Origin of the sequence: Nocardioides islandensis (assembly GCF_015352455.1) — a bacterium.
GTDB lineage: Bacteria > Actinomycetota > Actinomycetes > Propionibacteriales > Nocardioidaceae > Nocardioides > Nocardioides islandensis.
In genome coordinates, this window is sequence record NZ_JADKPN010000014.1 from 28,087 (window position 1) to 53,019 (window position 24,933).

Genomic DNA, 24,933 nt, shown 5'->3' on the forward strand with positions numbered 1-24,933 from the left:
CGGCTCGACGGGCGCCCGGCCGTGGACCGGCTGCCGGACTGGCGCCAGCGTAGGGCCGCGTCTCGGGCGACCGCTGACCCCAGGCCGACGGGAGGATATGCTCCGCGGGTACGCGTGTCGGCAGGTGCGTTGCCTGTGGGGGGCGAAAGGCCGGCGAGACAGGACGCGATGGACGGTATGCAGGCGATCGACCCACATGCGGCGGCTGAGGTGCAGCCGGGGACCGCTGAGACACCTGGCGGCACCGCCGCGGCGCAGCTGTTGCTGCACGCGCAGCAGGTCGCCGACGAGCTGCGCTCGCAGGCCGAGCAGCAGGCCGCCGAGGCGATGGCGCTCGCCGAGCAGCTGGAGTCCGAGAGCCGCCGGCTGCACGAGGAGGCCAGCACCGAGCGCGCCGAGGCCGCGCGGGCGCTCTCCCAGGCCGAGGCCCGCCTGGCCGACGCCTCCGCCGAGGCCCGCCAGTCCGTCGCCGACGCAGGCGAGCAGGTCCGGCTGCTCCTCGACGCCGCCGACGCCCAACGGCAGGCGATCCTGGCCGAGGCGTCCGAGGCGGCCGTCCGCGACCGGGAGGCCCTCGACCGCGAGCTCGCCGTCACCCGCGAGGACGCCGAACGGATCCGCGCCGAGAGCCGGGCCGAGACCGACCACCGGCTGGCCACCACCGCCTCCCTCACGCTGCGGCTGCTCACCCTGGCCACGGTGTCGATGCGGCACCAACAGCTCGAGACGGTCCGGGCCGCCGAGGAGCTGCGCATCACCGCGGACGAGGACGCCGCCGCGGTCCGCGCGCAGGCGACCCAAGAGGTCGAGGCGCTGCGCAAGGACGCCGACACCCACGCCCACGCCGTGCTCGCCGAGGCCGAGCACGTCCGCGCACACGCCCACCAGACGGCCGAGGAGCTGCTCCGCAACGCCCGCGCCGAGGCCGGCGAGGCCATCCGCGCCGCCGAGGAGCAGACCGCCTGGACGCAGAGCACGATGCAGGCGCTCCTGGACAACGCCGAGCAGGAGGCCGAGCGCCTGCGGGCAGCCGCTCGCGCCGAGGGCGCCGACCACGTGGCGCAGCGGCGTCGGCGGATCCAGGCGGTCGTGGACCGCGTGGGCGCCCGCGTGCGCGAGGCCGTGGAGACCGCCGAGCGTGACGCCCAGGAGCTGGCCGCCGTGGCGGCGAGCCTGGTCGCCACCGCGGAGAGTGATGCCGCCCGGATTCGCGCCGAGGCCGAGGACGCCCGCCTGGCCGCCATCGCCTCCGCCGAGGACGAGGCGTCGCTCGTGCACGAGCGTGCGCGTCGTCGCGAGGAGGAGACCGAGTCGACCACCCGGCTGCTGCGCGAGCAGGTCGCCGACGAGGTGGTCCGCAACCGGCAGTCCGCCCAGGACGAGCTGCGCGCCGCCCGCCGGGAGGCGACCGACCTGGTCGCCGCCGCCCGCGCGGAGGCCGACGACCTGCGCGGCAAGGCGCGCGCCGTCCTCGAGGACGCGCGCACCGAGGCCGCCGTCCTCACCAAGCGCCGCGACGAGATCGCGGCCGAGCTCGAAGGCCTGTCCGGCGTCATCCAGGCGCTGGCCGTGCCCACCGAAGGTTCTACCGGACCCGCCCCCGAGGAGAAGGAACACCCATGACCGAGACCCCCCCGTTCCGCGTGGTACTGCGCGGCTACGAGCCCGCCCAGGTCGACAAGCGGCTCCAGGAGCTCGCCCAGCAGGCCGACCAGGCGCGCCAGCAGGCCGCCCAGCTCGCCGAGCGCGTGCAGCAGCTCGAGCAGCACCGAGAGTCCGAGGGTGACGGCGAGTCGCAGCCGGTGCTCGCGACGTTCGAGCACCTCGGCCAGCGGATCTCGAAGATCCTCAGCCTGGCCGAGGCCGAGGCCAAGGACCTGCTGGACAAGGGACGCGCGGCCCTGGAGAGCGAGCGCAGCGCGGTCGCCGAGGAGGTGTCGCGGCAGCGCAGCGACGCCGACCGGCACGCCGAGCAGCGTCGTACCGATGCCGACACCGAGGCCTCGCGCGTCCTCGAGGACGCCCGCAAGACCGCCGACGACCGGCTCGACGCCGCGGAGCGCGACGCCGCCGCCCGGCTCCAGGAGGCCGAGGCGGTCTACGAGCACCAGCGCGCGAAGGCCGCCCAGGCCGCCGCCGACTTCGAGACCACGCTCGCCCGCCGGCGGGCCGCGGCCGAGGAGGACTTCACCACGCAGGTGCAGGACCACCAGAGTCGGCTGGCCGAGATCGAGTCGCACATCGACCTCACGCGCACCAACGCCGAGAAGATGAACGACGAGGCCGTGCGCGAGAGCCGCCGGCTGGTCGAGGAGGCCGAGAAGCAGGCCGCCAGCATCGTCGGCGAGGCACGCGCCCAGGCCGCACGTGTCCGCGCCGACTCCGACCGCGAGCTGTCCGCCGCCACGCAGCGCCGCGACAGCATCAACGCCCAGCTGACCAACGTGCGGCAGATGCTGGCCACGCTCACCGGCGGCGCGATGGTGCCGATGGTCGACCCCTTCGAGGCCCCGGCCGGCGAGGCCGCACCCGAGGCCGAGGCCGACCACGACACCGACTCCGACTCGGGGGCCGAGGCTCCGGTCGAGGCGGAGACCGACGAGGTCGTCGAGGCCGAGGACGGCGCGGAGGACGACCGGCAGGGCTGACGGCAACCGGACATCGGCGGGGCGCGTCCCAGGGGCATGAGTCCCGGACGCGCCCCTGCGGTTGTCGCTGCTGTTGCCGCCGTGCTGTCGCTCGGCGCGTGCGGCACGCAGACCTGGGCCCCGGGGGTGGCCGACGACCCGACGAGCACGCCGAGCTCGTCCGCGACCGACGAGCCGACGCCGTCGCCCACGGCCACGCCGTCGACGACGGCGAGCACCGCTGACACCCCCGACCCGGTGGACCCGGGCGTGCTCACGATCCGCGGCGTCCCTCGCGGCGCGCCGCCCCGCATCCCGTACCTCGCCCACGCCGGCGACACCTGGGCCCTCGTCCGGCCCGACGGGACGACGGAGTCGCTGGACCGCGAGTACGGCGAGTTCGCGACGATGGGCGACGGGCTCGTCGCGACGACGTACTCCGCCACGGGCACCCAGGTCGTGCTGCTCGACGGCCAGCTGCAGGAGGTGCACGCGTACGACGTCCCCGAGGGCGGGCTGGTGGCCACGCCCGACGGAGCGATCGTCGGCTGGTTGGGCGCCGACGGACGTCCGCACGTGGTCGAGCACGGCGGCGACCAGGAGTGGGACCTGCCCGAGGTGACGGGCGGCAGCAGCCTGGCCGCACTCCTCAGCGACGGCACGACCTGCAAGGAGGGCGTGGAGGGCGTCGGCTGCGCGGCGTACGTCAACTCCCCCGACGGCACCCGGGCCTGGATCTCCATCTCCCACGGGATCGTCGACACCGTGCCGGGCGTGGTGGCCGTGGGCGACGTGGCGACCGGGGACGCCGGCATGGTCGCCATGACCTCGGTGTCCGACGAGGGCTCCTGCTGGGGCCGGTTCCAGGACTTCAGGCGGAAGCCCGTCTGGGAGACCTGCGACTACACGCTGTTCGACTTCTCGCCGGCAGGTACGGGCATCCTGGCCGGACCGGCGTACCTCGACGGCTTCGGCCAGGGCCTCGCCGCCGTCCTCGACCTGGACGGCCAGGTGCGTGCGGAGTGGCACAGCCGCGACCAGGCCGCCCTGCTGCACACCGTCTGGGAGGACGACGACCACGTGCTCGCGCTGGTGTTCCAGGACGACCAGTGGGCCGTGCTGAGGCTCGGCGTCGCCGACGGGTCGGTGGAGCTCGCGGTGCCGCCGGTGCCGGACCGTGGCGGGGCCTCCCCGTTCGTGCTGCCCACCCGGTGACTCCGCGTCTCAGACGCGGGCGAAGTACGCCGCCTCGTCGACCGCCTCGCCCCGCTTGACCCCACCGCGGATGGCGTAGGAGTCCAGCAGCAGCTCGGCCACCTCGCGCCGGCTCAGGCGCTCCAGGACCGCCCAGGTCGAGACGCGGTAGCGGAAGGTGTGCACCACCGGGAACACCTCGCGGCGTCCCTGGAGCGCATCACCCAGGGACATGTCTCCGCTCCACGACTGCAGAAGCTCCCGGCCGTCGTCGTCCCAGCGCAGCCGGGCGAACTGGTGCCGCCCGGCCGACCACGACGGCGATCCCTCGTGGGCGGTGGTCGCGCGCGCGTCGGGCAACCCCTTCACCAGGTCGTCCACGTCCTCCCAGGTGGCCACGAGCCCACGGTCGCACGGCCTGGAGGGCCAGCGCTTGATCGTGTTTGCAACCTCCACCGGCCCGGTTGCGTCTTGGTGCTGTCCGAGTTACCGATGATGTCCGGAGAGGGACTGACCGTGGCCGCCAGCCCCACCGCCGAACCGGGGACGCTGATGCCCGACAGACGCGCTGCGCGCGACGCCGACTTCGCGGCGTACCTGCAGGCACGCCAGGCGAGCGTGCTGCGGACGGCGTACCTGCTCACCGGGGACCGGCACACGGCCGAGGACCTGGTGCAGACGGCGTTCGCCAAGCTGTACCTCTCGTGGGACCGGGTCCGGGACCAGGGCTCGATCGACGGGTACCTGCGGCGCATCCTCGTCAACGAGAACAACTCCCTGTGGCGGCGCGGCTGGAAGAGGCGCGAGCACGCCACCGAGCAGCTCCCCGAGCCGGCACCGCACGTCGACCAGTACGACGACGGGCGCAGCGCCGCGCTGTGGGAGCTCGTCCAGTCGCTGCCCAAGAAGGCGCGTGCCGTCCTGGTGCTGCGCTACTACGAGCAGCTCTCCGAGGCCGAGACGGCCGAGGTGCTCGGCGTCTCCGTCGGCACCGTGAAGTCCCAGACCAGCCGGGCCCTGGCCGCGCTCCGCGAGCGCACGCCGGCCCACCTCAACCCCCAGGAGGGGGAGCGATGAACGACCTCGACGAGTTCGACGACAGGGAGCTGACCCGCGTCTTCACCGAGCGCGCCGACGGCCTCGGCCCCGGCCCGCTGTCGTTCGACGACGTCCGCGGCACGGCCACCTCGATCCGCCGTCGGCGTCGCGTCGCCGGCGGTCTGGCCGTTGCCGCCGCGATCGCGGTGGTCGTGCCGACGGCGATGATCGCCTCCAAGGGCTCGAACACCGACGGCCCGCTGCCGCCGGCCACCGGGCCGACCACGGTCAGCGACACCGCGAACCCGACGCCGACGTCGACGCCGGTCATGGGCAAGCCGCACGCCCTCGACGTGCGCGACCTGCCGACCGGCGCCCCGCCCAGGATCGACTACCGCGACGACGCGGCGGCCAACGACCTGCGGGCCTACGTGGCCCTGGGCACCGAGACCGCCGTGCTGGTGGGCGAGAAGGTCACGATCACCCGCGACGACGGCGGCACGCCCCACGGCCCGTACCCGGCCACCTCCCTGGCCTCCGCCGCCGGCGGAGGGGCCGTGGCCTGGGTCGACCTGAAGGGCCGTGTGATGCTCTGGGACTCGGGTAGCAGCACCGAGCCGGTCGTGATGGGCGACTCGGGCCTCCAGGGCGCGATCATCCAGGCGCTCACTGGCGCCTGCGTCGACGGCGGCCCGTGCTCGGCCTGGGTCTCCGGCGGCAAGGGCCCGGAGGCCGTGGCCACCTCCGTGCGCGTGGACCGGGACGGCACCGTGAGCCCCGCCGACCCGAGCGACACCGTGTTCCTGGTCAAGGACGTCACCGAGAGCGGTCAGCTCATCGGCGTCTCGCAGCGGGACGACTACAACTCCTGCTCGTCGCTCGTCTCGGCGACCACGCAGTGGAAGACCTGCAAGCACACGCTGGACGCGTTCTCCCCGAGCGGCGCCTACGTGGCGGCCAGCGACTCGTTCCACTCCGGCGACCTCAACGGTTCGATCGCCATCTACGACGCGGCCACCGGCAAGGCCACGACGTACCGGGTCGCCAACGCCGGCGACTCGGCGTTCTACGGGTACTTCGCGTGGGAGGACGACTCGCACCTCCTGTTCTCGGCCTACCAGGACGGGAAGTGGTCGATCGTGCGGATGGGGGTCGACGGGGCCATGGAGTACGCCGTCGCGCCGGCCGAGCTGGGAGACAACCTGTCCGACCCGTTCGTCTTCGCGGGCGACGCCGCACCGATGTAGGCCGGCTACGCGACGACGGTCGTCACCGGCATCGAGGAGTCGGCGGGCAGGTCGAGCGTCGAGGGTGTGCGCCCGCGCGCGACCAGCTCGGCCCCCAGCGCCGCCACCATGGCGCCGTTGTCGGTGCACAGCCCGGGCCGGGGCACGCGCACGCGGATGCCCCGGTCGGCGGCACGCTCGGTGGCCAGGGCGCGCAGGCGTGAGTTCGCGGCCACGCCGCCGCCGATGAGGATGTCCTCGATCCCCCGCTCGGTCGCGGCGTCGAGCGCCTTGCGGACCAGCACGTCGCAGACAGCCTCCTGGAAGGAGGCTGCGACGTCGGCCACCGGCACCGGCTCCCCGGAGCGCTCGCGCGCCTCGACCCAGCGCGCGACGGCCGTCTTGAGCCCGGAGAACGAGAAGTCGAACCGGTGCCGCTCCAGGTCGCGGCGAGAGGTCAGCCCGCGCGGGAAGTCGATGGTCACCTGACCCTCACGCGCGGCCCGGTCGATGTGCGGTCCGCCCGGGAACGGCAGCCCGAGCAGCCGCGCGACCTTGTCGAAGGCCTCGCCCGCCGCGTCGTCGATCGTGGCGCCCATGGGCTCGACGCCGACGGTCACGTCGTGGACCTCCAGCAGCGACGAGTGACCGCCCGACACGAGCAGCGCCAGGCAGGGCTCGGGCAGCGGGCCGTGCTCGAGCTGGTCGACGGCGACGTGCGCGGCGAGGTGGTTCACGCCGTACAGCGGCTTCCCGAGCCCGATGGCCAGCGCCTTGGCCGCGGCCACGCCGACCAGCAGTGCTCCGGCGAGGCCGGGCCCGCTGGTCACCGCGATGGCGTCGACGTCGTGGAGGCGTACGCCGGCGGTCTCGGCCGCCCGCTCGAGCGTCGGCACCATCGCCTCCAGGTGTGCGCGCGAGGCGACCTCCGGCACGACCCCGCCGAACCTCGCGTGCTCGTCGACCGAGCTGGCCACGGCGTCGGCGAGCAGCGTGGTCCCGCGGACGAGCCCGACACCGGTCTCGTCGCAGGACGTCTCGATGCCGAGGACGAGGGGGCCTTCCGAACTCACGACGAACATTCTGTCGGGCCGCCGCATCTGACCCAGAGGTACCCGGGTGGTCGACCCCAGGAGGGGGGCGGTCGGACGGGGTACTAACTTGGCCCATTGGTCTGCATCAGCGCCTTATCGCCTATCGGAAAGGTCATCATCCATGCTGAATCCGGTATCGAGGGGGCGCGGCCTTCTTGCCGTCGCCTCCGCCGGCGCACTCGTCATCGGCCTGCAAGCCGGTGCCGGCGCCTCTCCCGCCCTGAAGGCTCGGGACCCGCTGACCCCGCGTACCCACTTCGCCATGAAGGCCGACGGCTCGAGCGGCCTGACGAAGTCCGGCGAGGGCATCCCCAACATCGACTCGGTCAAGGCGACCATCCGGACGTACTACAACGCGTCCAGCGACGGGATCGCCGACAAGACCAAGTCGCCGTACATCACGGAGATGAGCAAGCTGCTGAACGACCAGCAGCCGTACCTCGCGCAGCACAAGACAGACGTCAAGCCGGCGATCGTCCTGGACACCGACGACACCACGCTCTGGACCTACGACATGGAGGACGGGGCGATGCACTTCAACTTCGACCCGGCGCTCCAGAACACGTGGGTGCAGCAGCAGCTGTTCCCGGCCACCCCGGGCATGGTCGACTTCGTCGGCAAGGCCACCCAGATGGGCTACACGGTCTTCGGCCTGACCGGTCGCAACGACGACCAGAAAGCCGCGACGCTGGCCAACCTGTCGAAGGTCGGGTACGGCACGGCGTTCTCCGCCGACAACTTCTACACGAAGTGGACCGGCAAGCCCGGCAGCACGCAGCCGTCGTACATCACGTGCGCGGCGGCGTCCTGCACCACCGTCGAGTACAAGGCGCAGACGCGCGCGCACATCGAGGCGCTCGGCTACAGCATCGTGCTCAACGTCGGTGACCAGTGGTCCGACCTGATGGGCGGCCACTCGGGCAAGGCGCTCAAGCTGCCCAACCCGACGTACTACCTGCCGAGCCCGAACCTGCCGGGCGTGTCCCAGCCCGAGCTCCAGCCGCACACGGTGTTCACCATGGCGCCGGACGGCTCGAGCGGCGCGACGGTCGGTGGGGAGAACATCCCCAACATCGACTCGGTCAAGGCGACCATCCGCGCCTACTACGGCGCCACCGCCGGCATCGCGGCCAAGCACAAGTCGCGGTACATCAACGAGATGCAGAAGCTGCGCAACAAGTGGGCCGACCGGCTGAAGACCCGGTGCGCGAACCAGAGCACGTACGGCAACAAGCCCGCCGTCGTGTTCGACGCCGACGACACCACGCTGTGGACCTACGACATGGAGGACGCGGCGATGCACTTCAACTTCGACCCGGTCCTCCAGGACGAGTGGGTGCAGGACGCGCGCTTCCCGGCCGTGCCCGGCATGAAGCGGGTCGTCAAGGCCGCGCAGAGCCACGGCTGCAAGGTGTTCGGCGTGACCGGTCGCGGCGCGGACCAGAAGAAGGCCACGCTGAGGAACCTGCACAAGTTCTACGGCGACGCGTTCACGTCCAGGCGGTACTTCACCAAGTGGGCGGACGGCAAGCAGCCGAAGTACATCACCTGCGAGGTCGCCGACGCCTGCACGCGCGTGGAGTTCAAGTCGCAGACCCGTGCGCACATCGAGCAGAAGTTCGGGGTCAAGATCATCGCCAACTTCGGTGACCAGTTCTCCGACCTGCTGGGCGGCCACGGCCGTGCGGTGAAGCTGCCGAACCCGACGTACTACCTCCCGTGACGGGTCAGTAGTCGTCGCTCGACGCGGTGCCGCCGCGGTGTCCTAACGTCTTCCCCAGGACCACCGCGGTGGCACCGTCCCGGTAGTAACCAGGACGGCGGCCGACCTCCTCGAAGCCCTGCGCTTCGTAGAAGGCGGCCGCCGTCGCGTTGTCCACACGCACCTCGAGCAGCAGGCGCGTGGCCCCGCCCGCGGCCGCCCGCGCCTCCACAGCAGCCAGCAGGTCGCTCGCCAGGCCGCGGCGCCGGTACGCCGGGTCGACGGCGATCCTCTGGAGCTCGGCGTCGTCGCCCGCATCGCTGGCGACGGCGTGACCGACCACGCTCCCCTCCAGCTCGGCGACCAGGTAGCCCACCGTCGGCAGCTGCGCCGCGATCCCCTGCTCGACCAGGCCGCGCGACCACGCGTCGTCGCCGAGGCAGACCTTCTCGAGCCGGACGACCGCCTCCACGTCGGCTGCGGTGGCCCGTCGGACGGTTCCCGAGGAGCCGGGGGACGAGACGTCTCGCAGGGTCACGAGACCCTCTTGCGGTCCCCCGGGGCGACGGCGTCCGGACGTCGTAGGTACCTCGGCTCGGCGTCGGTCAGCTCGACCCGCTCCTCGACGACCGCCGTGGCCAGCCATGCGGCGCTGGGCAGCGCAGGCGCGACCGCTCGGCCGAACGCCTCCGGGTAGAGCACGGCGCCCTCGCCGGCCACCGGGAGGTCCGTCGCGACGTTCACCGGCTTGTCGACGACCGGCCCGGACAGACGGGTGCCCTGCTCGTCGTACGCCGCGAGGTACACCTCCTTGCGCCGCGCGTCGGTCGCCACGACGAAGTCCGTCGTCCCACCGAGCCCTGCGGCCGCCTCCAGCGCGATCGCGTCGAGCGAGCACACGCCGTACGCCGGGATCTCCAGCACCAGGCTGAGCGTGCGGGCGGTGACCAGACCGACCCGCAGTCCCGTGAACGGACCCGGGCCGGTGCCGACCGCGAGGGCCGTGAGGTCCTGCCGCACGATGCCCGCCCGGGCCATCACGTCCTCGATCAGCGGCGCCAGCTGCTCGCCGTGCTTCATCCGCTGCTGCGACCGTGCCTCGGCCACGACGTCCTCGCCGTCGTGCAGCGCGACGGTGACGAAGGGGGTCGCGGTGTCGAAGGCGAGGAGCACCCTCGCAGGCTACGCAATCCGGGGGTCGTCCTAGGTTGGGGGCATGAAGCTGCTGCTCACCGACGCCGGCGTCACCAACCCCACCATCCGGCAGGCGCTGGTCGACCTGCTGGGCAAGCCGGTCGAGGAGTCGAGCGCGCTCTGCATCCCCACCGCGCAGTACGGCCACCCCAACGTCGGACCCGGCACCAGGCCGTGGCAGTTCATCAGCGGTCGGGAGGACCATCCGGGAGCCATGGTCGACCTGGGCTGGAAGTCGATGGGCATCCTCGAGCTCACGGCCCTGCCGAGCATCGACGAGGAGAAGTGGGTCCCCCTGGTCCGGGAGACCGACGCCCTGCTCGTGGCCGGCGGCGACGCGCTGTACCTGTTCCACTGGATGCGCGAGTCCGGACTGGCCGACCTGATCCCGTCGCTGACCGACACGGTCTGGGTCGGCTTGAGCGCCGGCAGCATGGTGATGACCCCCCGGATCGGCGAGGACTTCGTGGGCTGGAAGTCACCGTCGGGCAGTGACGAGACGCTGGGCCTCGTCGACTTCCACATCTGCCCGCACGTCAACGGCGAGGGCAGGCCCGGCAACACGATGGCCGAGGCCGAGTCCTGGGCAGCGACGATCGACGGGCCGGCGTACGTCACCGACGAGCAGACCGCCATCCAGGTGGTCGACGGCACGGTACAGGTCGTCTCCGAAGGGCAGTGGACGCAGCTCAACGGGTGACTCCATGGCCGCCGACGACCACTTCGTGGCCTTCCTGGACCTGCTGCAGGCCGACCTCGAGTCCGGCGAGGACCACGGGCTGCACGACGACGCCGCGGCCCTGGCCGCGCGGGCGTACCTCTCACGCTTCCACTTTCGAGCGCGTCGTCGCGGCTGTGGCCCGGGAGACCCCCACGAGGTTCCGCGGCCGGATCCTGATGGAGCGGGCGGGGTACCGGATGATCGCCACCGACGCCACGCTGCTCGACATCGCCCTGGAGGCCGGCTTCTCCTCGCACGAGGCGTTCACGCGGGCCTTCCGGCGCGAGCACGGGGTGGCGCCGTCGGCCTGGCGGCGTCGGCCTGGATCGTTCCGGATCGAGGCTCCCTCGGACGTGCACTTCCACCCACCCGGTGGCCTCCGGCTGCCGGCCCGGCACAGGATGGACAGCGTGGACCTGGTTGTCGAGATGGTCGAGCACCACGTGTGGCTGGTCGGCGAGCTGGTCGACCGGGCCCTTGCTCTCTCGGACGCGGACCTGGACACCCCTCTGCCGGGGCCGGTGCCGGACATCGACGGCGACACGCTGCGCTGGGCCCTGTCGCGGCTGATCGGCCAGATGGCGATGTGGAACGCCGCCGTGGCCGATGCGACCTACGACTTCGGCCTCGAGGTCGACGAGCCGGCCGCGGCGATGCGCCGGCGGCTCGACGTGACGGGGCCCGACTTCGTCGCGAACGTCCGACGGTTCGCCGACGAGGGCCGCTTCGACGAGACGTTCGTGGACGCGTTCGCGCCGCGTCCGGTGGTGCTCACCTACGGGGCGATGGTGGCGCACGTGCTCACCTTCGCCGCCCACCACCGGCTGCTGGCCGTCGCGGCGCTGCGCGGGCTCGGCGTGGAGGACCTGGGGTTCGGCGACCCCAAGCAGTGGTTCGAGGTGGACCGCTAACCGGGTCAAGCGTGGCGCCGGCGGCTCGCGGCAGGCTGGTCCCATGAGCGATGACAGCTGCTGGTTCTGCGCCGACCCCCGTACCGAGCCGCCTCCTGGCGGCTGGCTCGTCGACGACGAGCTGTGGCGGGCGGGCCATGCGCCGGCGTCGTACTCCTGCGCCGGCACGATGGTCCTCGAGTCCCGCCGGCACGTGCTCGACGCCTCGGGCTTCACCGACGAGGAGGCCGCGTCGTACGGCGCCGTGCTGGGCCGCCTGGTCGGCGCGATGCGGGCGGGCACCGGGTGCGACCGGGTCTACCAGTGGTCGACCATGGACAAGTACCCGCACTTCCACGTCTGGCTGCTGCCCTGGTGGCGGACCTCCGGCTCACGCGGCCCGGCCTACCTCGCGGAGACGGTCTTCCACGGCGCGCCCGAGCACGACGTCGACCGCACCGCCGCGCGGATCCGTGACGCGCTCCTTGCGGTCTGAGTGCTCACGCGGGCGTGTCGGTCCGAGCTGCTTCTCAGTCGGGGTGTTCGTCCTCGTCAGAGGGTGAGAGGAAGTGCCCGGGACACCGTGACGCTGTCATGGGTCGTGACGTAGCCGAGGTGCTCGTTGAGGCGCAGCATCGACGAGTTGCCGGCCTGCGTCCAGGTGTAGATCTCGTCCAGTCCGTTGAGAGCAGCCCAGTGCAGCGTTCGGCGCTTGAGGTGGGAGGCGATGCCGCGGCCGCGCCAGCCTCGGCGAACCCCGGTCAACGCGTTCTCAGCACGTTCGGGCCGGTCGGCGTCGCGGTTGAGACCGGCGCAGCCGATCACCTCGTCGTCGTACAGGGCGAGGAACATCGGGTCGCCGTACCACGTCGTGTTCCACTGCTCGGCGCTGATCTCCAAGGGCGAGTACACGGCGAAGTCGGCGAGCACCTCCTTGCCGAATGTCTCGAAACAGCCGGGCCACAGGTCGGGACGTTGGCTCGCCTCGATCACCTCGACGCCGGCCGGCGGACCCGTCGGAGCCGGTTCGTCGCCCACCTGGCGTACCTGTTCGACCTCGCGGTCGACCTCGACGAACCCGAAGTGTTCGGCGAACGCCAGGGACCCCTCGTCGTCGACACTGGTCCCGACCGTGGGCAGGCCCAGGCTGCTGCAGTGTGCGGCCAGTGCTCGCAAGAGCGCAGACCCCACGCCCTTGCGACGATGCTCGGACAGGACGCGCGGGGCGACGAACCCCGTGCCGGCGGTGTCGCCCCGATCGGCGATGCCCGAGCCCACCACGACGCCGTCCTCGGCGGCCAGCAACAGCAAGCGGTCCGATGAGTCCAGCTCCCGCATCTCCTCGACGGTGAGGCAGCGCGAGCCGGTCTCGACGGCGAGCCGGACGGTCCGCCACGCCTCGTACTCGTCGTCGGTGACGCACGCGGACAGCTGCATGGTCGCAACCTAGTCGGCGGGTCATGCCGCTGGCCGTTGACGATGTGCGGCTGGCGCACGCCCGAAGCACACACCCGGCCTCTCGAGCTGGCCGACCTAACCGTCGATCGCGTCGAGCGGCAGCCGCCACACCCGGTTGATGTCGTGTGCGGAGACCCAGACGGCGTCGTCTCCGACCGTCACCGCGCCGCTGCCGGACGGCGGGCCGTAGGTCTCGGCCACCGTGTTGTCGCGCGGGTCGATCCGCACGAGCAGTGGATCCCCTCCGCCGCGGGCCCAGACCCAGCCTCCTCCCACGGCCAGGTCGCCCCCACCACCTGGCACACCGGCCTCGATCGTCGTGGCCTCGCCGGACTGCGGATCGACTCGGGTGACCGTGCCGTCGCCCTGGTTGAGAGTCCAGACCGCGCCCTCGCCGACGTCGAAGAACCGCGGCGACTCGCCGGTCGTGGTCGTCCGGGCGACGTGTTGGCTGGCGGGGTCGATCTGCTGGACCAGGTTCTTCTCCGGGTTGACGACCCAGACGCTCCCGTACCCGTAGCGAACCGACCTCGCCCCGGACCTGACGGGAACCGACGCGGTCACCTTCATCGTGTCCGCGTCGATGCGCACGACCCTGCACGCGACGCAGCTCTCGCCGTCCGCCGCGATCCAGACCGACCCGCTCCCGGCGCCGATCGTTCCTTCGCTGTCCAGCGAGGTGCCCGCGGGCAGCACCGCGTGACCGCTGACCTTGTTGCTCGCCGGGTCGATCCGGGCCACCCCCGGCTCACCGCACGTGGCGGTCCATACGAAACCCATGCCGGTCGTGGTGGACTCACACGGCCCCTGGGGGACGAGGACGTTCGCCAGGATCTCCCCGGTCGCCGGGTCCAGCCGGACCAGCCCGTAGTCGTTGGTGAGCCACACCGCACCCTCGCCCGCCGTCAGCCAGTCGCCGTACACGTCGAACGGCGTGGCCACCTCGTCCAGGTCGGTGAAGGCCGGCTCGGCCGGCTCCGTCGCCGTAGACGACACCTTCGGGCTCGGCGACGACCCGGCCGCAGGTTCTGACGAGTCCTCGTCCCCGCACCCGCTCAGCACCGACAGCGCCACCAGCGAGGCGATGGTCAGCGTCGACCCCGCCCATGTCCCCATGACGTCCCTCCTGACTGCCGAGGATGACGGCCGTGCGCGGAGCAACGCAACCGGAGCGCCTGGACGGGTCGGCTACTCCTCGATCTCGATCGATTCGAGCACCGTCTGCAGCTCGGCCAGGTCCGTCTGCGAGTGGGGGTTGCCCACCTGGGTCAGGAACACCTGGCGCTCTCCTTCCACATCGACGACGTAGACCGTCGCGACGGCACCGGGCAGGAGGACGAAGTACTTGTCGGCAGGCTCGCTGTACCAGACCTGGAGGCCCGCGAACCCGTACTCGGCCATCTGACACCTGTCGAGATCCGCGTGCTTCGGGATCCTGAGGTCGATGCGGGTCGCCGGGTATCCGCCGAAGATCGTGTCCGTGACGTTCGTCTTCAGCGCCCCGCCCTTCTGGTCGAGCAGGGCGGTGATGAGAGCGTCCACGCCTGGTCCGACCGCCTGGGTCGTGCCGCCCTCCCCTCGGCATGCATCCGTGAAGATCTCGTCGACCACGACTGCGTAGAACCCGAACTCGTCAGGCTGGTCGGAGTGCTGGGCGTAGACGTGCCCGTACTGCACGGTCCAACCCGCCGGGAAGGTGACCCTGAAGCCCGCGACCGACCACGGGGAGCTCGGGACGGCGTAGGTGCCCGACCCGAGCGGGACCTGGGCCCCCTCGTCCTGGCCGTTCCACTCCGGGATCGAGAGAAGGGCGGAGGACGCCGACGTCCCGGCCGAGGGGGACGTCGGGCGCCCAGCCGCCTCCGCGGTGTCGGCATCGTCCGCGCATCCGCTCAGGCCGGCGGCCACCAGCAGCCCCACCGCCAAGGCCAGGCGGCGCATCGACGTGGTCCCCACACTCTGGTTCGTGCTCACGACGAGACGACCATCGAGGTGTCCGAAAGGATCCGCCGAGCGAGATGAAGATCCGTGCAACCTTTCACCCCCTCCGCTGGTCGTGGGGGCATGACACGGAAGCCTTTCCGGGCCGGCCAGTCCCGACCGGCGCATACTTCCCCCCAGGACCAGGCCGAGCCGCCACAGGTCCTCGACTCCATCCACCTCGAGAAGTAGGGCCGCGATGGTCGCGCACCCTCTGCAACCCGTCGCCGGGCAGGCACGCCACGCGGACGTGCCGAGGGTTCGCACGGTCTTCGAGGCGTCGTACCGTCGTCTGGTCGGCCAGCTGTACGTCGTCTGCGGCGACCTCACCGAGGCGGAGGAGGTCGTCGCGGAGGCTTTCGCACGTGCGGTGCAGCACCAGCGCACGTTCGAGCGGCTCGACAACCCTGAGGCCTGGTTGCGCACGGTCGCGGTCAACGTGAGCCGTACCCGGTTCCGCAAGGGCCTGCGCGTCGTCCACCGCGAGCACGACGAGGCGCGCCGGCCGGCGCTCGACGACGAACGGCTCGCGCTCATGGCTGCGCTGCGCAGGCTGCCGACGCCCCAACGAGAGGCGATCGCCCTGTTCTACCTCGCGGACCTCCCGATCCACGAGGTCGCCACAGCCACCGGTGTCACCGTCGGCACCGTGAAGTCACGACTCTCCCGCGGACGAGCCGCGCTCGCCGTCCTGCTCGCCGACCTTCCCGACTCGCCTGAGGAGACTCGCCGTGGCTGACCTCGACCGACTTCTTCGTCCCGGCATCTCCCACGCGGCGGCCGATGCCGTCGAGCCGCCCGACTTCGCGCCCATCGAACGCCGGGGCGTTCGGCGCCGGCGGGCCCACACCGTGCTGGCCGCCGCGGCCGTCGTGGTCGTGCTGCTCGGTGTCGCAGGCGGCGTCCGGATCTTCGACGCCGACAAGTCCTCGGCTCCCCACGTGGTCGACCAGCCACCGCCGCGGTCGCTCCCGGCCGAGGACGGGGTGGTCGAACCGGGCACCTACCTGGTGCCGAGCAGCACCTGGTCCACGGTGGACTACACCATCACGTTCCCCGAGGGCTGGAGGGTCCGGGACCAGTACATCTTCGACGCCAACAGCGAACAGATCGACGAGCTCAGCATCGAACCCTTCGTGGTGACCAAGATCTACGCCGACGCCTGCCAGGGCGAACGCGGCCCCCAGACCCAGGTAGGACCCGGCGTCGACGACCTGGTCGACGCACTGCTCGCCCAGCCCGGCCCGGCCAAGACCCGCGTGGAGACCACCCTGGGCGGCTACCCGGCCACCCGGGTCGACCTACGGGTCCCCGACCGGCTGAAGACCAAGAACTGCTTCGAGGGACCCGGCACCGGAGCCCAGATCTGGCTCAACGGACCCAAGAACTACCTGGTCCTCGACCCCAACGGCCTCCTCAGCATCTACGTCGTCGACGTCGACGGCCAACGCGCGGTGTTCACCAGCCAGACCAGACCCGCGTACACCTCCCCCGAGGACCGGGCCGAGCTGCAACAGGTCCTCGACTCCATCCACATCGAGAAGTAGCCGGGCGACACTCGAACTGCTGGAACCGGATGTCAGGGTCGGCCCGACCTCAACCGATCTCCGCCTGCTGGTAGGTGGGCGTGAGCTCTTCCCAGCGTCGCTGCCAGCCGGGCGCTCCGGCCTCGGAGCTCCAGCCCTCCGGGTGGACCGGGCCGGCCACCCCCAGCGACCGACCGAGATCCTCGAGGTGGACCCGCCACCCAGAGGCATGGAAGGGAAGATGCGTCATCGGCAGGCCGCGCTCCTCGACCACCAGCCGGGTCTTGGCGCCCTCCTCGGTCAGCCACGCCTCGATCTGCCCCTCGTCGTCCGTGCCCGGCTCCGTCGTCAGCAGCAGGTGGCGGGGCGCGTCGCACGCCTCGATGCGCAGGTGACCGGTCCAGGTGCTCGTGAAGACGACCTGGATCGTGGAACCGACCCCCATGTCGCCGTCGACCCGGGCGATCCAGCGCGCCAGACGCTCGTCATCCCTCGAGTCCTGTCGTGGCCTGACTCGGCTCCGAAGTCCGAAGTCCCGGCCCGAGGGCTGAACGGCTGAACGGCGCAGGCATGCTGTTCAACCCCGATGACTTTCGCCGTGGCCGGCAGTCTGCAGGCCATACCCATGCGTGGCACTCGACTTGGAGGCATCGTGAAGCTTCTTCTCACGTCCGGCGGCATCACGAACACCAGCATCCGCGACGCGCTGGTCGACCTGCTGGGCAAACCGGTCGCCGAGTCGAGCGCGCTCTGCGTCCCGACGGCGCAGTGGGGGCACCCGAACTGCGGGCCGGTGTCGGTCCGGGGGTTTGCCAGCGGTGCGCCCCCGTGGGGTGGCATGACCTCCATGGAGTGGAAGTCGCTGGGCCTGCTCGAGCTGACCGCGCTGCCCACGATCGGCCCGGAGCGCTGGGTCCCCTGGGTTCGGGAGGCCGACGTGCTGCTGGTCGACGGCGGCGACGCGACGTACCTGTGCCACTGGATGCGGGAGTCCGGTCTGGCCGACCTCCTGCCGTCGCTGCCCGACACGGTCTGGGTGGGGGTCAGCGCCGGCAGCATGGTGATGACCCCGCGCATCGGCGATGACTTCGTGAACTGGCCGTCGGCGCCGGACGACCGAACCCTCGGCGTTGTGGACTTCTCGATCTTTCCGCACCTGGACGTCTTCCCGACCAACACCTTGGCTGAGGCGGAGCGCTGGGCCACCGGCCTGGGCCACCCGGCGTACGTCCTGGATGACCAGAGCGCCATCAAGGTGAGCGACGGCACGGTCGAGGTGGTCTCCGAAGGGCAGTGGAGGCTGCTCTCGCCACCGCCGGGCCCGTGACGACGCGAGCTGGTCGCTGGATGACTACGCGCCGCCGAGCAGCTCCCCGCGCTCGCGCCAGGACCAGGTGAGCGCCGTCAGTGAGAAGGCCAGCGTGAGCGTCACGATGACGGCCTCGAACACGCCGCCGGCACCCGTGGCGAAGATGCCGTTCTCGACGTCGTAGAGGAAGTCCATCCCGAAGAGGTAGAGCCCGGCGCTCCCGGACGCGATCAACCAGAACAGGGCGCTCGGCCGACGGCGCCGCAGCGTCACCAGCGCACACACACACGCAACGCCGAGCCACGTGTCCGCGAGTGGGAAGGCGTTCTCGAACTCGTAGTAGGCCTGCCGGCTCTCGCTGGCGATCCAGTCACGCCGGGCGAACCAGAGCGTCCAGTACACGACGTCGAGGACGATCGCGAGGACGAGCATGACCTCGATGGTTCGGCGCATGCCCGCAGTATCGCGACCCGGCCAGCTGCCCGACCTCCGTGCTCACGAGGACAGGGCCCGCCAGTGCGTGGTGACCCGGCCGTCGCCGTGGAGGAAGTGCAGACCGTAGCTGGGCGGGGCGTCGTACCAGACGATCGGCAGGTCCTCCTGGTCCAGCGGGACCGTGGAGACCGCGCCACCGCCGACGAGCAGCGGCCGGCCGGCGAACGTCGAGGCGCCCATGGTGTGCGCGTGGCCGCACAGGGTGGCGCGGACGTGGGGGTGGCGCTCCAGCACCCGGCAGAGGTCGGCGGAGTCGGTGAGCTTGATCGGGTCCATCAGCGAGATGCCCAGCTCGACGGGCGGGTGGTGCAGCACGACGAACGTCGGCGCGAGGTCGGCGGCCAGCTCGCCGTCCAGCCAGGCCAGCGTGTCCGGGCCGAGGTACCCAGGGTCCTGGCGCTCGCCGTCGACCTCGTCGATGAGCGAGTCGAGCATCAGGAAGCGGACCCCGTCGACCGTGTGAGCCCGGTTCGCACGGCCGTCGGGCGAGGCCAGCGGGCCGTCGAGGAAGGCGTCGACGTACGGCGCCCGCACGTCGTGGTTGCCCGGGCTGATGACCAGCGGGCCCTCCCAGGCGGAGAGCACCTGCACGGCCTCGGCGTACTCCTTCTCGTACCCGTGGTCCGTCACGTCGCCCGAATGCACCAGCACGTCCGGCCGCGGGTTCATGTGCAGCAGCGCATCCAGCACCCGGCGGGTGCGGTCGGCGGCCTGGCCCGCGTCGTGGCCGAAGTGGGTGTCGGTGACGTGCGCGACGACCAGGGCGAGGGTGGAGACAGAGCTGGGCACGGTCTCAGGCTAGGGAAGACCCGACTTCAGTACTGTCCGCTGCGTGACACAACGGGGGAACTCGATCTGGCTGCCGGCCGCGGTCCTGGTGCTGACCGTCGCGCAGCTCGCGGTGGCCGAGTGGGTGCCTGGCATCGAGCGGTTCGCGGACAAGGCCTTCGGCGCGCGGCTCATCGCGTACCCGGTGATGATGCTGCTGACCCCGGCCATCTGGTGGCTGGTCAACCGGGGCAGGCGCAAGCGCCCGCCGTACGTCGCCTTCGCGCTGATCATGCTGCCGTTCCTCGTCGACGTGACCGGCAACAGCCTGGACCTCTACGACACCGTCATCTGGTGGGACGACTTCAACCACTTCGTCAACTGGGTGTTCCTGTGCCTCGGCCTGGCGCTGGTGATCGCGCCGACGCTGCGGCCGGCGTGGGTGCTGGTCGCGCTGGTGACCGGGTTCGGCTGCGTGCTGGCGCTCGGGTGGGAGCTGGGCGAGTGGTACACGTTCATCCGCCACGGCACCGAGCTCGACACGGCCTACGAGGACACGCTCGGGGACATGGCGCTCGGCACGCTCGGCAGCCTGGTCGCCGGCTTCCTCGTCCTCCGTCTCGGCCGCCGGCGCACGTGAGCACCCGACGACGTGCACGCCGCGGTGGTGCTGCTGGTGGTCGAGCGCGGGCTCCTATCCTGACCGGGTGCCCCCTGCCCTGACCCTCCTGGACGGAGTGTCCTGGCGCGGCCGGGCCATCCCCGGCGACCGGGTCGCGGCGCTGCTCGCGGCGCTGGTCGCGCGGCCCGAGGGCGTCGCCGACTCCCGGCTGATCGACCTGATCTGGACCGACGACGAGCCGGCGAACCCGACCAAGGCGCTCCAGGTGCTCGTGTCGCGGGTGCGCACGGCACTCGGGGCGGACGCGGTCGAGCGGTACGACGGCGGGTACCGCCTCGGCGTACCCGCCGACGACGTCGACGCACTCCTCCTGCGCCGGCTGACCCGCGAAGCCGGAGCGGCGCTGGACGCCGGCGAGGCGTCGAGGGCCGCCGACCTCGCGGCCCGCGCCTCGGTCCTGGACGTGGCGGGCCCCAGGAACGGCGAGACCGGCGACCACGGGCCTCTCGCCGAGCTCCGGCAGGACGCCGCTGCGGACCGGCGGCGGTCCGAGCGAGTGCTCGGCCTCGCCCTGGCTGCCGCCGGGCGGGACCAGGAGGCGCTGCCGTACCTGGAGACCGTGCACGCCGCTTCCGTCCACGACACGACCGTGACGGCGGCCCTGCTGCGCAGCGTGGCCGCCACGTCGGGGGCGGCCGCGGCGCTGGAGCGGTACGAGTCGTACCGCGAGGACCTCGCCGACCGGCTCGGCGTCGACCCTGACCCCGATCTCCAGCGGCTGCACCGCGAGCTCCTCGTCGCCGACTCCCCGGTGCGCGACGGCGTGCACTTCGACGCCGACACCCTGCTCGGCCGGGAGGAGGACCTCGCCGACCTGCGGACCGCCGTGCGTCGCAGCCGGCTGGTGTCGGTGATCGGTCCGGGCGGGCTCGGCAAGACGCGGGTCGCGCACGTGCTGGCCCGCGAGGCGGCGCAGCCGCGGGTGTACTTCGTCGAGCTGGTCGGCGTCACGTCCGGCGACGACGTGGTGGCCGAGGTGGGCGCAGCGCTGGGCGTGCGCGGTTCGGTGACCGGGCGGCGTACGTTGACGCCCGCCCAGCTCGCCGACGTCCGCAGCCGGATCGCCGCCGAGCTGGACACCGCCCCGACGCTGCTGGTGCTCGACAACTGCGAGCACGTGCTGGAGTCGGTGGCCTCGCTGGTCGCGCTGCTGCTCGTCACCACCCGCGACCTGCGCGTGCTCACGACGAGCCGGGCGCCCCTCGGGCTGGCCGCCGAGCAGGCGGTCGCGCTGCGCCAGCTGGCCGCGGACGACGCGGCCGAGCTGTTCGACCGGCGCGCCCGGGCCGCCCGCGCGGACGCCGACCTGCCGCGCGACGTCGTCACCGACATCGTCGCCCGCCTGGACGGTCTCCCGCTGGCCATCGAGCTGGCCGCGGCCCGGGTACGGACGATGACGGTGGAGGAGGTGCGCCGCCGGCTCGACGACCTCTTCGGCCTGCTCCGTTCGCGCGACCGGTCCGCCCCCGAACGACACCGCACCCTGACCGCCGTCATCGAGTGGTCGTGGGACCTGCTCGACCCCGACGACCAGGACGGGATGGCGCGGCTCTCGGTCTTCCACGACGGCTTCACGAGGGAGACGGCCGTCGCCGTCCTGGGTCGCGACGGCGCCGACCTCGTCGAGACGCTGGCCGAGCAGTCACTGCTGACCGTCAGCGAAGCCGGCGGCGGGACCCGCTTCCGGATGCTGGAGACCGTCCGCGAGTTCGCCGCCGAGCGGCTGACGAGCTCCGGCAAGCGCGAGGACACCCAGGCCCGGCAGGGTGCCTGGGCGGCGGCGTACGTCGACCGGTGCTCGACCGACCTGTTCGGCCCCGACGAGATCGCCGCGGTGGACGCGCTCGCGGTCGAGGAGAACAACCTGGCCGACGTGCTCCGCCGCGCGCTGCGTGACGGCGACCGCGCCCTCGTCGCCCGGCTGCTGGCCTGCCTGGGCGGGTTCTGGACCATCTCCGGGAACCACCCGCGCATCTTCACGATCGCCGACTCCGCCGAGGCGCTGCTCGTCGACTGGGACCCGCCCGAGGAGCTCCTGACCACCGCCCAGCTGGTCCTGTCCTGGCTGACGGTCCATCTCAGCTGGATGCCGAACCGCTCGATCGACGGGCTGCGCGCCACCCTCGAACGCTGGGGCGTCCCGGACCACCCGTGGGCACGGGTGGCGTACGCGATGTTCGTCGAGACGGAGGACGGTCGGCCGGTCGACGAGCGCGTCGCCGCCATGGCCCGCGAGGCCGACCCGGTGACCGCGCAGATGGGTCTGCTCTGGGCCGCCCTGATCAGCGAGAACTCCAGCGACCTCGCCAGGTCCGCGGCGTACGCCCGGGAGGGGCTCACGCACCCGCCGCTCACGCCGTACCTCGAGGGAGCGCTGCACGGGCAGCTCGCCCAGCTGGCGATGTCGTCCGGCGACCACGACAGCGCGGCCCGGCACGCCGACATCGCCGTCCCGATCCTGCGTCGGCTGCACGCGGACGACGACGCGCGGTCGCTGCTGCTGATCGCGTTCATGAACACCCTGCTCGACGGGGACCTCGACGGCGCGGAGGAGATGCTCGCCGAGCTCGAGGCCGAGAGCGCCGACCCCCGCCTCGGCTCGCAGATGGCGCTCTGCGCGGCCCGCGCCGAGCTGGCCCTCGTGCGGGGCGACGTGCCGACCGGGCTGCGGTACTTCGACGACGCCCTGACCAGCGTGGCGCCGGTGGAGGGGCTGGAGTTCGCGGGCATGAGCCCCTGGGTGATGCTCGCCGCGTCCGGGTCGCTGGTGGCCCGGGTGAGGTACGGCTCGACGCCGGCGGACCGGGTCCGCGCCGCCGAGCTGCGGGACCTCCTGGTCGACCAGCACCTCGAGCACGCCGACAGCGGAGACCTGCCGTACCTCGACTTCCCGCTGAACGGCGTGCTCGTCGCGGCGGTCGGCGCGTGGGCCGTGTCCGCAGAGTCCCCGGACCTGCGCGACGCCGGCCTGCGGCTGCTCGCCGTCGCGGACAGGTGGGCCTACAACCGCAGCTTCCCGGTGATGGCCTGGGACGGCCTGCGCGAGCTGGCCGGACGCAGCAGCCCGGGCCGCCTCGACGCGGTGCTGGCGGAGTACGCCGACCGGCCGCCGGCCGATCTCGTCGAGGAGGCCCGAGCTCTGCTGCGCCGGACGCGGACTACATCTTCTTCGTGAAGCCCCGCACCGCGAGCGGGGCGAAGATCGCGATCACCGCGAGGCAGCCGACCAGCGCCCAGCCGACCTCGGCGGTCACCTGGCCGGTGTTGGCCAGGTCGCGGAGCGCGGTGACGACGTGCGAGACCGGGTTGACCTTGGTGAAGGCCTCCAGCCAGCCCGGCAGGGTGTCGGCCGGCACGAACGCGTTCGACAGGAAGGTCAGCGGGAACATCACCATCAGCGAGTAGGCCTGCACCGACTGGGCCGTCTTCCCGACGGTGCCGAACCAGGTGAAGATCCAGGCCAGCGACCAGCCGGCGACCACGCCGAGCAGGATGGCGCCCGCCACGCCGAGCACGCCGCCGCCGGGGCGGTAGCCGATGACCATGCCGGTGCCGAAGGTGAGCACGCCCGCGATCAGGTACCGGATCATGTCGGCGACCATCGGTCCGGCCAGCGGGGCCACCCGGGAGATCGGGAGGACCTTGAACCGGTCGAAGACGCCCTTGTCCATGTCCTCGCGGATCTGGGTGCCGGTGGCCACGCAGGCGGTCAGAACTGTCTGCGCGATCAGGCCGGGGATGAGGAGCGGCAGGTAGTTGTCGACGCTGCCGGCGACGGCGCCGCCGAAGATGCCGGCGAACATCGCGGTGAACAGCAACGGCTGGATGATCACGTCGAAGAACTGCTCCAGGTTGCGGCGCATCTTCAGCGTGGCCCGCCACGCCATGGTCATCGTCTGCCGGACGGTGGCCTGCAGCCCGACGTGACGGGGCAGCCCAGAGATGGACACCGCGGTCTCGCTGCTGTGAATGGGCAGAGCGGTCATCGGATCTCCTCGGAGGTCTCGTTGTCGTCGTTGTCGTGGGTGTCGTGGCCGGTCAGCGCGAGGAACACCTCGTCGAGAGACGGCTTGGCCACGGCGACGGACTCGATGGCGATGCCGGCCTCGCGGAGGGCGAGGAGGACGTCGACGGCCTGGTCGCTGCGGCTCAGGGCCACGGTGAGGCGGCGCGCCTCGGGCGTGGGCACGGCCTGCTCGTCGAGCAGCCGCTGCACGATGCCGGCCGCGCGCTCGAGGTCGGCCGGGTCGGCCGTCTGCACCTGGAGCGAGGAGCCGCCGATGGAGGACTTGAGCTCGTCCGGCGTACCGAGCGCGACGGTCCTGCCGCGGTCGATCACCTGGATCCGGTCGGCCAGCTGGTCGGCCTCGTCGAGGTACTGCGTGGTCAGCAGGACGGTGCTGCCGTCCCGGACCAGGCCGCGGATGGTCTCCCACATCTGCCCACGCGTGCGCGGGTCGAGCCCGGTCGTGGGCTCGTCGAGGAAGATCAGCGGCGGTCGGGTGATCAGGCTGACGGCCAGGTCGAGCCGACGGCGCATGCCGCCGGAGAACTGCTTGATCGGCTTGTTCGCGGCCTCGGTGAGGTCGAACGACTCGAGCAGCTCCTCGGCCTTGCGCCGGGACTCGGCGCGGCCGACGCCCTGGAGGCGGCCGAAGAGGACGAGGTTCTCGGTGGCCGTGAGCAGCTCGTCGACCGAGGCGTACTGCCCGGTCACGCCGAGCAGCTGGCGCACGACGTGCGGCTCGCGGCGGACGTCGACGCCGAAGATGGTCGCCTCGCCGTCGTCGATCGGCAGCAGGGTCGCGAGCATGGAGAGCGTGGTGGTCTTGCCGGCGCCGTTCGGGCCGAGGACGCCGAAGACCTCGCCGCGCCGGACGGAGAGGTCGATCCCGTCCACGGCACGCATGTCGCCGAACTGCTTGACGAGACCACGGGCGTCGACGGCGAGGTCACTGCCGGAGCTCGCGGCCGGGGTGCGAGTGAGAGGTGCTGCGGTGGCAGCAGTTGCAGAAGTCATGGGAAGACC

The 24,933-nt window shown here is 72.1% G+C and carries 26 protein-coding genes; 14 read left to right on the forward strand and 12 right to left on the reverse strand.

Features of this window, described 5'->3' with window-relative positions; all coding sequences use genetic code 11:
* Positions 1 to 168 precede the first annotated feature (168 nt).
* From ISU07_RS19035 to ISU07_RS19045, 3 genes are read left to right on the forward strand one after another with little or no spacing between them, the layout of a single operon-like run.
* Complete coding sequence (locus tag ISU07_RS19035) at positions 169 to 1,623, forward strand: coiled-coil domain-containing protein (protein ID WP_194708422.1); 1,455 nt, start codon at positions 169 to 171, stop codon at positions 1,621 to 1,623.
* Positions 1,620 to 2,648 (forward strand): coiled-coil domain-containing protein, encoded by a 1,029-nt coding sequence (locus ISU07_RS19040; protein ID WP_194708423.1) that lies wholly within the window; start codon positions 1,620 to 1,622, stop codon positions 2,646 to 2,648. Before ISU07_RS19035 ends, ISU07_RS19040 begins: the two co-directional genes overlap by 4 nt.
* A 36-nt stretch (positions 2,649 to 2,684) precedes the next feature.
* Positions 2,685 to 3,842: a hypothetical protein gene (locus ISU07_RS19045; RefSeq protein ID WP_194708424.1), complete on the forward strand. Its 1,158-nt coding sequence runs from the start codon at positions 2,685 to 2,687 to the stop codon at positions 3,840 to 3,842.
* A gap of 9 nt (positions 3,843 to 3,851) precedes the next feature.
* On the opposite strand, the gene ISU07_RS19050 is transcribed toward ISU07_RS19045, so the two are convergent.
* Positions 3,852 to 4,220, reverse strand: coding sequence for a CBS domain-containing protein (locus ISU07_RS19050; RefSeq protein WP_194708425.1), 369 nt, complete (start codon positions 4,218 to 4,220; stop codon positions 3,852 to 3,854).
* Positions 4,221 to 4,337: 117 nt separating this feature from the next.
* On the opposite strand from ISU07_RS19050, the gene ISU07_RS19055 reads away from it, so the two are divergent.
* Together ISU07_RS19055 and ISU07_RS19060 are read left to right on the forward strand one after the other, a co-directional pair.
* Positions 4,338 to 4,898 carry a SigE family RNA polymerase sigma factor gene (locus ISU07_RS19055; protein WP_323742708.1) on the forward strand — a complete coding sequence of 187 codons (561 nt, stop codon included), beginning with the start codon at positions 4,338 to 4,340 and terminating at the stop codon, positions 4,896 to 4,898.
* Positions 4,895 to 6,106 carry a TolB-like translocation protein gene (locus ISU07_RS19060; protein ID WP_194708426.1) on the forward strand — a complete coding sequence of 404 codons (1,212 nt, stop codon included), beginning with the start codon at positions 4,895 to 4,897 and terminating at the stop codon, positions 6,104 to 6,106. The genes ISU07_RS19055 and ISU07_RS19060 overlap by 4 nt, the downstream gene beginning before the upstream one ends.
* 5 nt (positions 6,107 to 6,111) lie before the next feature.
* On the opposite strand, the gene tsaD is transcribed toward ISU07_RS19060, so the two are convergent.
* Positions 6,112 to 7,158: a tRNA (adenosine(37)-N6)-threonylcarbamoyltransferase complex transferase subunit TsaD gene (gene tsaD / locus ISU07_RS19065; RefSeq protein WP_194708427.1), complete on the reverse strand. Its 1,047-nt coding sequence runs from the start codon at positions 7,156 to 7,158 to the stop codon at positions 6,112 to 6,114.
* Between the two features lie 142 nt (positions 7,159 to 7,300).
* Here tsaD and ISU07_RS19070 point away from each other — a divergent pair, with 142 nt between their 5' ends.
* On the forward strand, positions 7,301 to 8,902 hold the full coding sequence (locus ISU07_RS19070; protein WP_194708428.1) for an HAD family acid phosphatase: 1,602 nt from the start codon (positions 7,301 to 7,303) through the stop codon (positions 8,900 to 8,902).
* Between the two features lie 4 nt (positions 8,903 to 8,906).
* On the opposite strand, the gene rimI is transcribed toward ISU07_RS19070, so the two are convergent.
* Complete coding sequence (gene rimI, locus ISU07_RS19075) at positions 8,907 to 9,419, reverse strand: ribosomal protein S18-alanine N-acetyltransferase (RefSeq protein ID WP_323742709.1); 513 nt, start codon at positions 9,417 to 9,419, stop codon at positions 8,907 to 8,909.
* Complete coding sequence (gene tsaB / locus ISU07_RS19080; RefSeq protein ID WP_194708430.1) at positions 9,416 to 10,054, reverse strand: tRNA (adenosine(37)-N6)-threonylcarbamoyltransferase complex dimerization subunit type 1 TsaB; 639 nt, start codon at positions 10,052 to 10,054, stop codon at positions 9,416 to 9,418. Before tsaB ends, rimI begins: the two co-directional genes overlap by 4 nt.
* A 43-nt stretch (positions 10,055 to 10,097) precedes the next feature.
* Here tsaB and ISU07_RS19085 point away from each other — a divergent pair, with 43 nt between their 5' ends.
* The 3 genes from ISU07_RS19085 (at position 10,098) to ISU07_RS19095 (ending at position 12,182) form a co-directional block, all read left to right on the forward strand.
* Positions 10,098 to 10,775: a Type 1 glutamine amidotransferase-like domain-containing protein gene (locus ISU07_RS19085; RefSeq protein WP_194708431.1), complete on the forward strand. Its 678-nt coding sequence runs from the start codon at positions 10,098 to 10,100 to the stop codon at positions 10,773 to 10,775.
* A 155-nt stretch (positions 10,776 to 10,930) separates the two neighbouring features.
* A complete protein-coding gene (locus ISU07_RS19090) occupies positions 10,931 to 11,707 on the forward strand; it encodes a helix-turn-helix domain-containing protein (protein WP_194708432.1) in 777 nt (258 codons plus the stop codon).
* A 43-nt stretch (positions 11,708 to 11,750) separates the two neighbouring features.
* Positions 11,751 to 12,182 carry an HIT family protein gene (locus tag ISU07_RS19095; protein ID WP_194708433.1) on the forward strand — a complete coding sequence of 144 codons (432 nt, stop codon included), beginning with the start codon at positions 11,751 to 11,753 and terminating at the stop codon, positions 12,180 to 12,182.
* A 56-nt stretch (positions 12,183 to 12,238) separates the two neighbouring features.
* Here the strand turns inward: ISU07_RS19095 and ISU07_RS19100 are convergent, their stop codons facing one another.
* The 3 genes from ISU07_RS19100 to ISU07_RS19110 all read right to left on the reverse strand — a co-directional run bounded on the left by ISU07_RS19100 (position 12,239) and on the right by ISU07_RS19110 (position 15,118).
* A complete protein-coding gene (locus ISU07_RS19100; RefSeq protein WP_194708434.1) occupies positions 12,239 to 13,123 on the reverse strand; it encodes a GNAT family N-acetyltransferase in 885 nt (294 codons plus the stop codon).
* 96 nt (positions 13,124 to 13,219) lie between these two features.
* The gene (locus ISU07_RS19105; protein ID WP_194708435.1) at positions 13,220 to 14,260 is read right to left on the reverse strand and encodes a Vgb family protein; all 1,041 of its coding nucleotides are present in this window, start codon (positions 14,258 to 14,260) and stop codon (positions 13,220 to 13,222) included.
* Between the two features lie 72 nt (positions 14,261 to 14,332).
* Positions 14,333 to 15,118: a hypothetical protein gene (locus tag ISU07_RS19110; RefSeq protein WP_194708436.1), complete on the reverse strand. Its 786-nt coding sequence runs from the start codon at positions 15,116 to 15,118 to the stop codon at positions 14,333 to 14,335.
* 205 nt (positions 15,119 to 15,323) lie between these two features.
* Between ISU07_RS19110 and ISU07_RS19115 the strand changes: the two genes are divergently transcribed.
* Positions 15,324 to 15,863, forward strand: coding sequence for an RNA polymerase sigma factor (locus ISU07_RS19115; protein ID WP_194708437.1), 540 nt, complete (start codon positions 15,324 to 15,326; stop codon positions 15,861 to 15,863).
* Positions 15,856 to 16,671, forward strand: a complete 816-nt coding sequence (locus ISU07_RS19120) for a hypothetical protein (protein ID WP_194708438.1) — start codon at positions 15,856 to 15,858, stop codon at positions 16,669 to 16,671. The genes ISU07_RS19115 and ISU07_RS19120 overlap by 8 nt, the downstream gene beginning before the upstream one ends.
* A gap of 49 nt (positions 16,672 to 16,720) precedes the next feature.
* Here the strand turns inward: ISU07_RS19120 and ISU07_RS19125 are convergent, their stop codons facing one another.
* Entirely contained in the window at positions 16,721 to 17,218 is a 498-nt protein-coding gene (locus ISU07_RS19125) for an SRPBCC domain-containing protein (RefSeq protein WP_228522227.1), read from the reverse strand.
* 84 nt (positions 17,219 to 17,302) lie between these two features.
* On the opposite strand from ISU07_RS19125, the gene ISU07_RS19130 reads away from it, so the two are divergent.
* Positions 17,303 to 17,977 (forward strand): Type 1 glutamine amidotransferase-like domain-containing protein, encoded by a 675-nt coding sequence (locus ISU07_RS19130; protein WP_194708440.1) that lies wholly within the window; start codon positions 17,303 to 17,305, stop codon positions 17,975 to 17,977.
* A gap of 24 nt (positions 17,978 to 18,001) precedes the next feature.
* Here ISU07_RS19130 and ISU07_RS19135 read toward each other — a convergent pair whose 3' ends face one another.
* On the reverse strand, positions 18,002 to 18,412 hold the full coding sequence (locus ISU07_RS19135) for a hypothetical protein (protein ID WP_194708441.1): 411 nt from the start codon (positions 18,410 to 18,412) through the stop codon (positions 18,002 to 18,004).
* Between the two features lie 42 nt (positions 18,413 to 18,454).
* Complete coding sequence (locus tag ISU07_RS19140) at positions 18,455 to 19,243, reverse strand: metallophosphoesterase (protein WP_194708442.1); 789 nt, start codon at positions 19,241 to 19,243, stop codon at positions 18,455 to 18,457.
* Positions 19,244 to 19,286: 43 nt separating this feature from the next.
* Here ISU07_RS19140 and ISU07_RS19145 point away from each other — a divergent pair, with 43 nt between their 5' ends.
* Positions 19,287 to 19,862: a hypothetical protein gene (locus tag ISU07_RS19145; RefSeq protein ID WP_194708443.1), complete on the forward strand. Its 576-nt coding sequence runs from the start codon at positions 19,287 to 19,289 to the stop codon at positions 19,860 to 19,862.
* Between the two features lie 67 nt (positions 19,863 to 19,929).
* Positions 19,930 to 23,079, forward strand: a complete 3,150-nt coding sequence (locus ISU07_RS19150) for an ATP-binding protein (RefSeq protein WP_194708444.1) — start codon at positions 19,930 to 19,932, stop codon at positions 23,077 to 23,079.
* On the opposite strand, the gene ISU07_RS19155 is transcribed toward ISU07_RS19150, so the two are convergent.
* Positions 23,063 to 23,890 carry an ABC transporter permease gene (locus tag ISU07_RS19155; protein ID WP_194708445.1) on the reverse strand — a complete coding sequence of 276 codons (828 nt, stop codon included), beginning with the start codon at positions 23,888 to 23,890 and terminating at the stop codon, positions 23,063 to 23,065. The two genes, ISU07_RS19150 and ISU07_RS19155, sit on opposite strands and share 17 nt — an antisense overlap.
* Positions 23,887 to 24,924 carry an ATP-binding cassette domain-containing protein gene (locus tag ISU07_RS19160; RefSeq protein WP_194708446.1) on the reverse strand — a complete coding sequence of 346 codons (1,038 nt, stop codon included), beginning with the start codon at positions 24,922 to 24,924 and terminating at the stop codon, positions 23,887 to 23,889. The genes ISU07_RS19155 and ISU07_RS19160 overlap by 4 nt, the downstream gene beginning before the upstream one ends.
* Positions 24,925 to 24,933 lie beyond the last annotated feature (9 nt).

Excerpts from the sequence above, each read along its gene's own strand:
- ISU07_RS19035 (WP_194708422.1), top strand. The coding sequence starts at position 169 with ATGGACGGTATGCAGGCGATCGACCCACATGCGGCGGCTGAGGTGCAG.
- ISU07_RS19040 (WP_194708423.1), top strand. The coding sequence starts at position 1,620 with ATGACCGAGACCCCCCCGTTCCGCGTGGTACTGCGCGGCTACGAGCCC.
- ISU07_RS19045 (WP_194708424.1), top strand. The coding sequence starts at position 2,685 with ATGAGTCCCGGACGCGCCCCTGCGGTTGTCGCTGCTGTTGCCGCCGTG.
- ISU07_RS19060 (WP_194708426.1), top strand. The coding sequence starts at position 4,895 with ATGAACGACCTCGACGAGTTCGACGACAGGGAGCTGACCCGCGTCTTC.
- ISU07_RS19070 (WP_194708428.1), top strand. The coding sequence starts at position 7,301 with ATGCTGAATCCGGTATCGAGGGGGCGCGGCCTTCTTGCCGTCGCCTCC.
- ISU07_RS19085 (WP_194708431.1), top strand. The coding sequence starts at position 10,098 with ATGAAGCTGCTGCTCACCGACGCCGGCGTCACCAACCCCACCATCCGG.
- ISU07_RS19095 (WP_194708433.1), top strand. The coding sequence starts at position 11,751 with ATGAGCGATGACAGCTGCTGGTTCTGCGCCGACCCCCGTACCGAGCCG.
- ISU07_RS19100 (WP_194708434.1), bottom strand. The coding sequence starts at position 13,123 with ATGCAGCTGTCCGCGTGCGTCACCGACGACGAGTACGAGGCGTGGCGG.
- ISU07_RS19105 (WP_194708435.1), bottom strand. The coding sequence starts at position 14,260 with ATGGGGACATGGGCGGGGTCGACGCTGACCATCGCCTCGCTGGTGGCG.
- ISU07_RS19115 (WP_194708437.1), top strand. The coding sequence starts at position 15,324 with ATGGTCGCGCACCCTCTGCAACCCGTCGCCGGGCAGGCACGCCACGCG.
- ISU07_RS19135 (WP_194708441.1), bottom strand. The coding sequence starts at position 18,412 with ATGCGCCGAACCATCGAGGTCATGCTCGTCCTCGCGATCGTCCTCGAC.
- ISU07_RS19155 (WP_194708445.1), bottom strand. The coding sequence starts at position 23,890 with ATGACCGCTCTGCCCATTCACAGCAGCGAGACCGCGGTGTCCATCTCT.
- ISU07_RS19160 (WP_194708446.1), bottom strand. The coding sequence starts at position 24,924 with ATGACTTCTGCAACTGCTGCCACCGCAGCACCTCTCACTCGCACCCCG.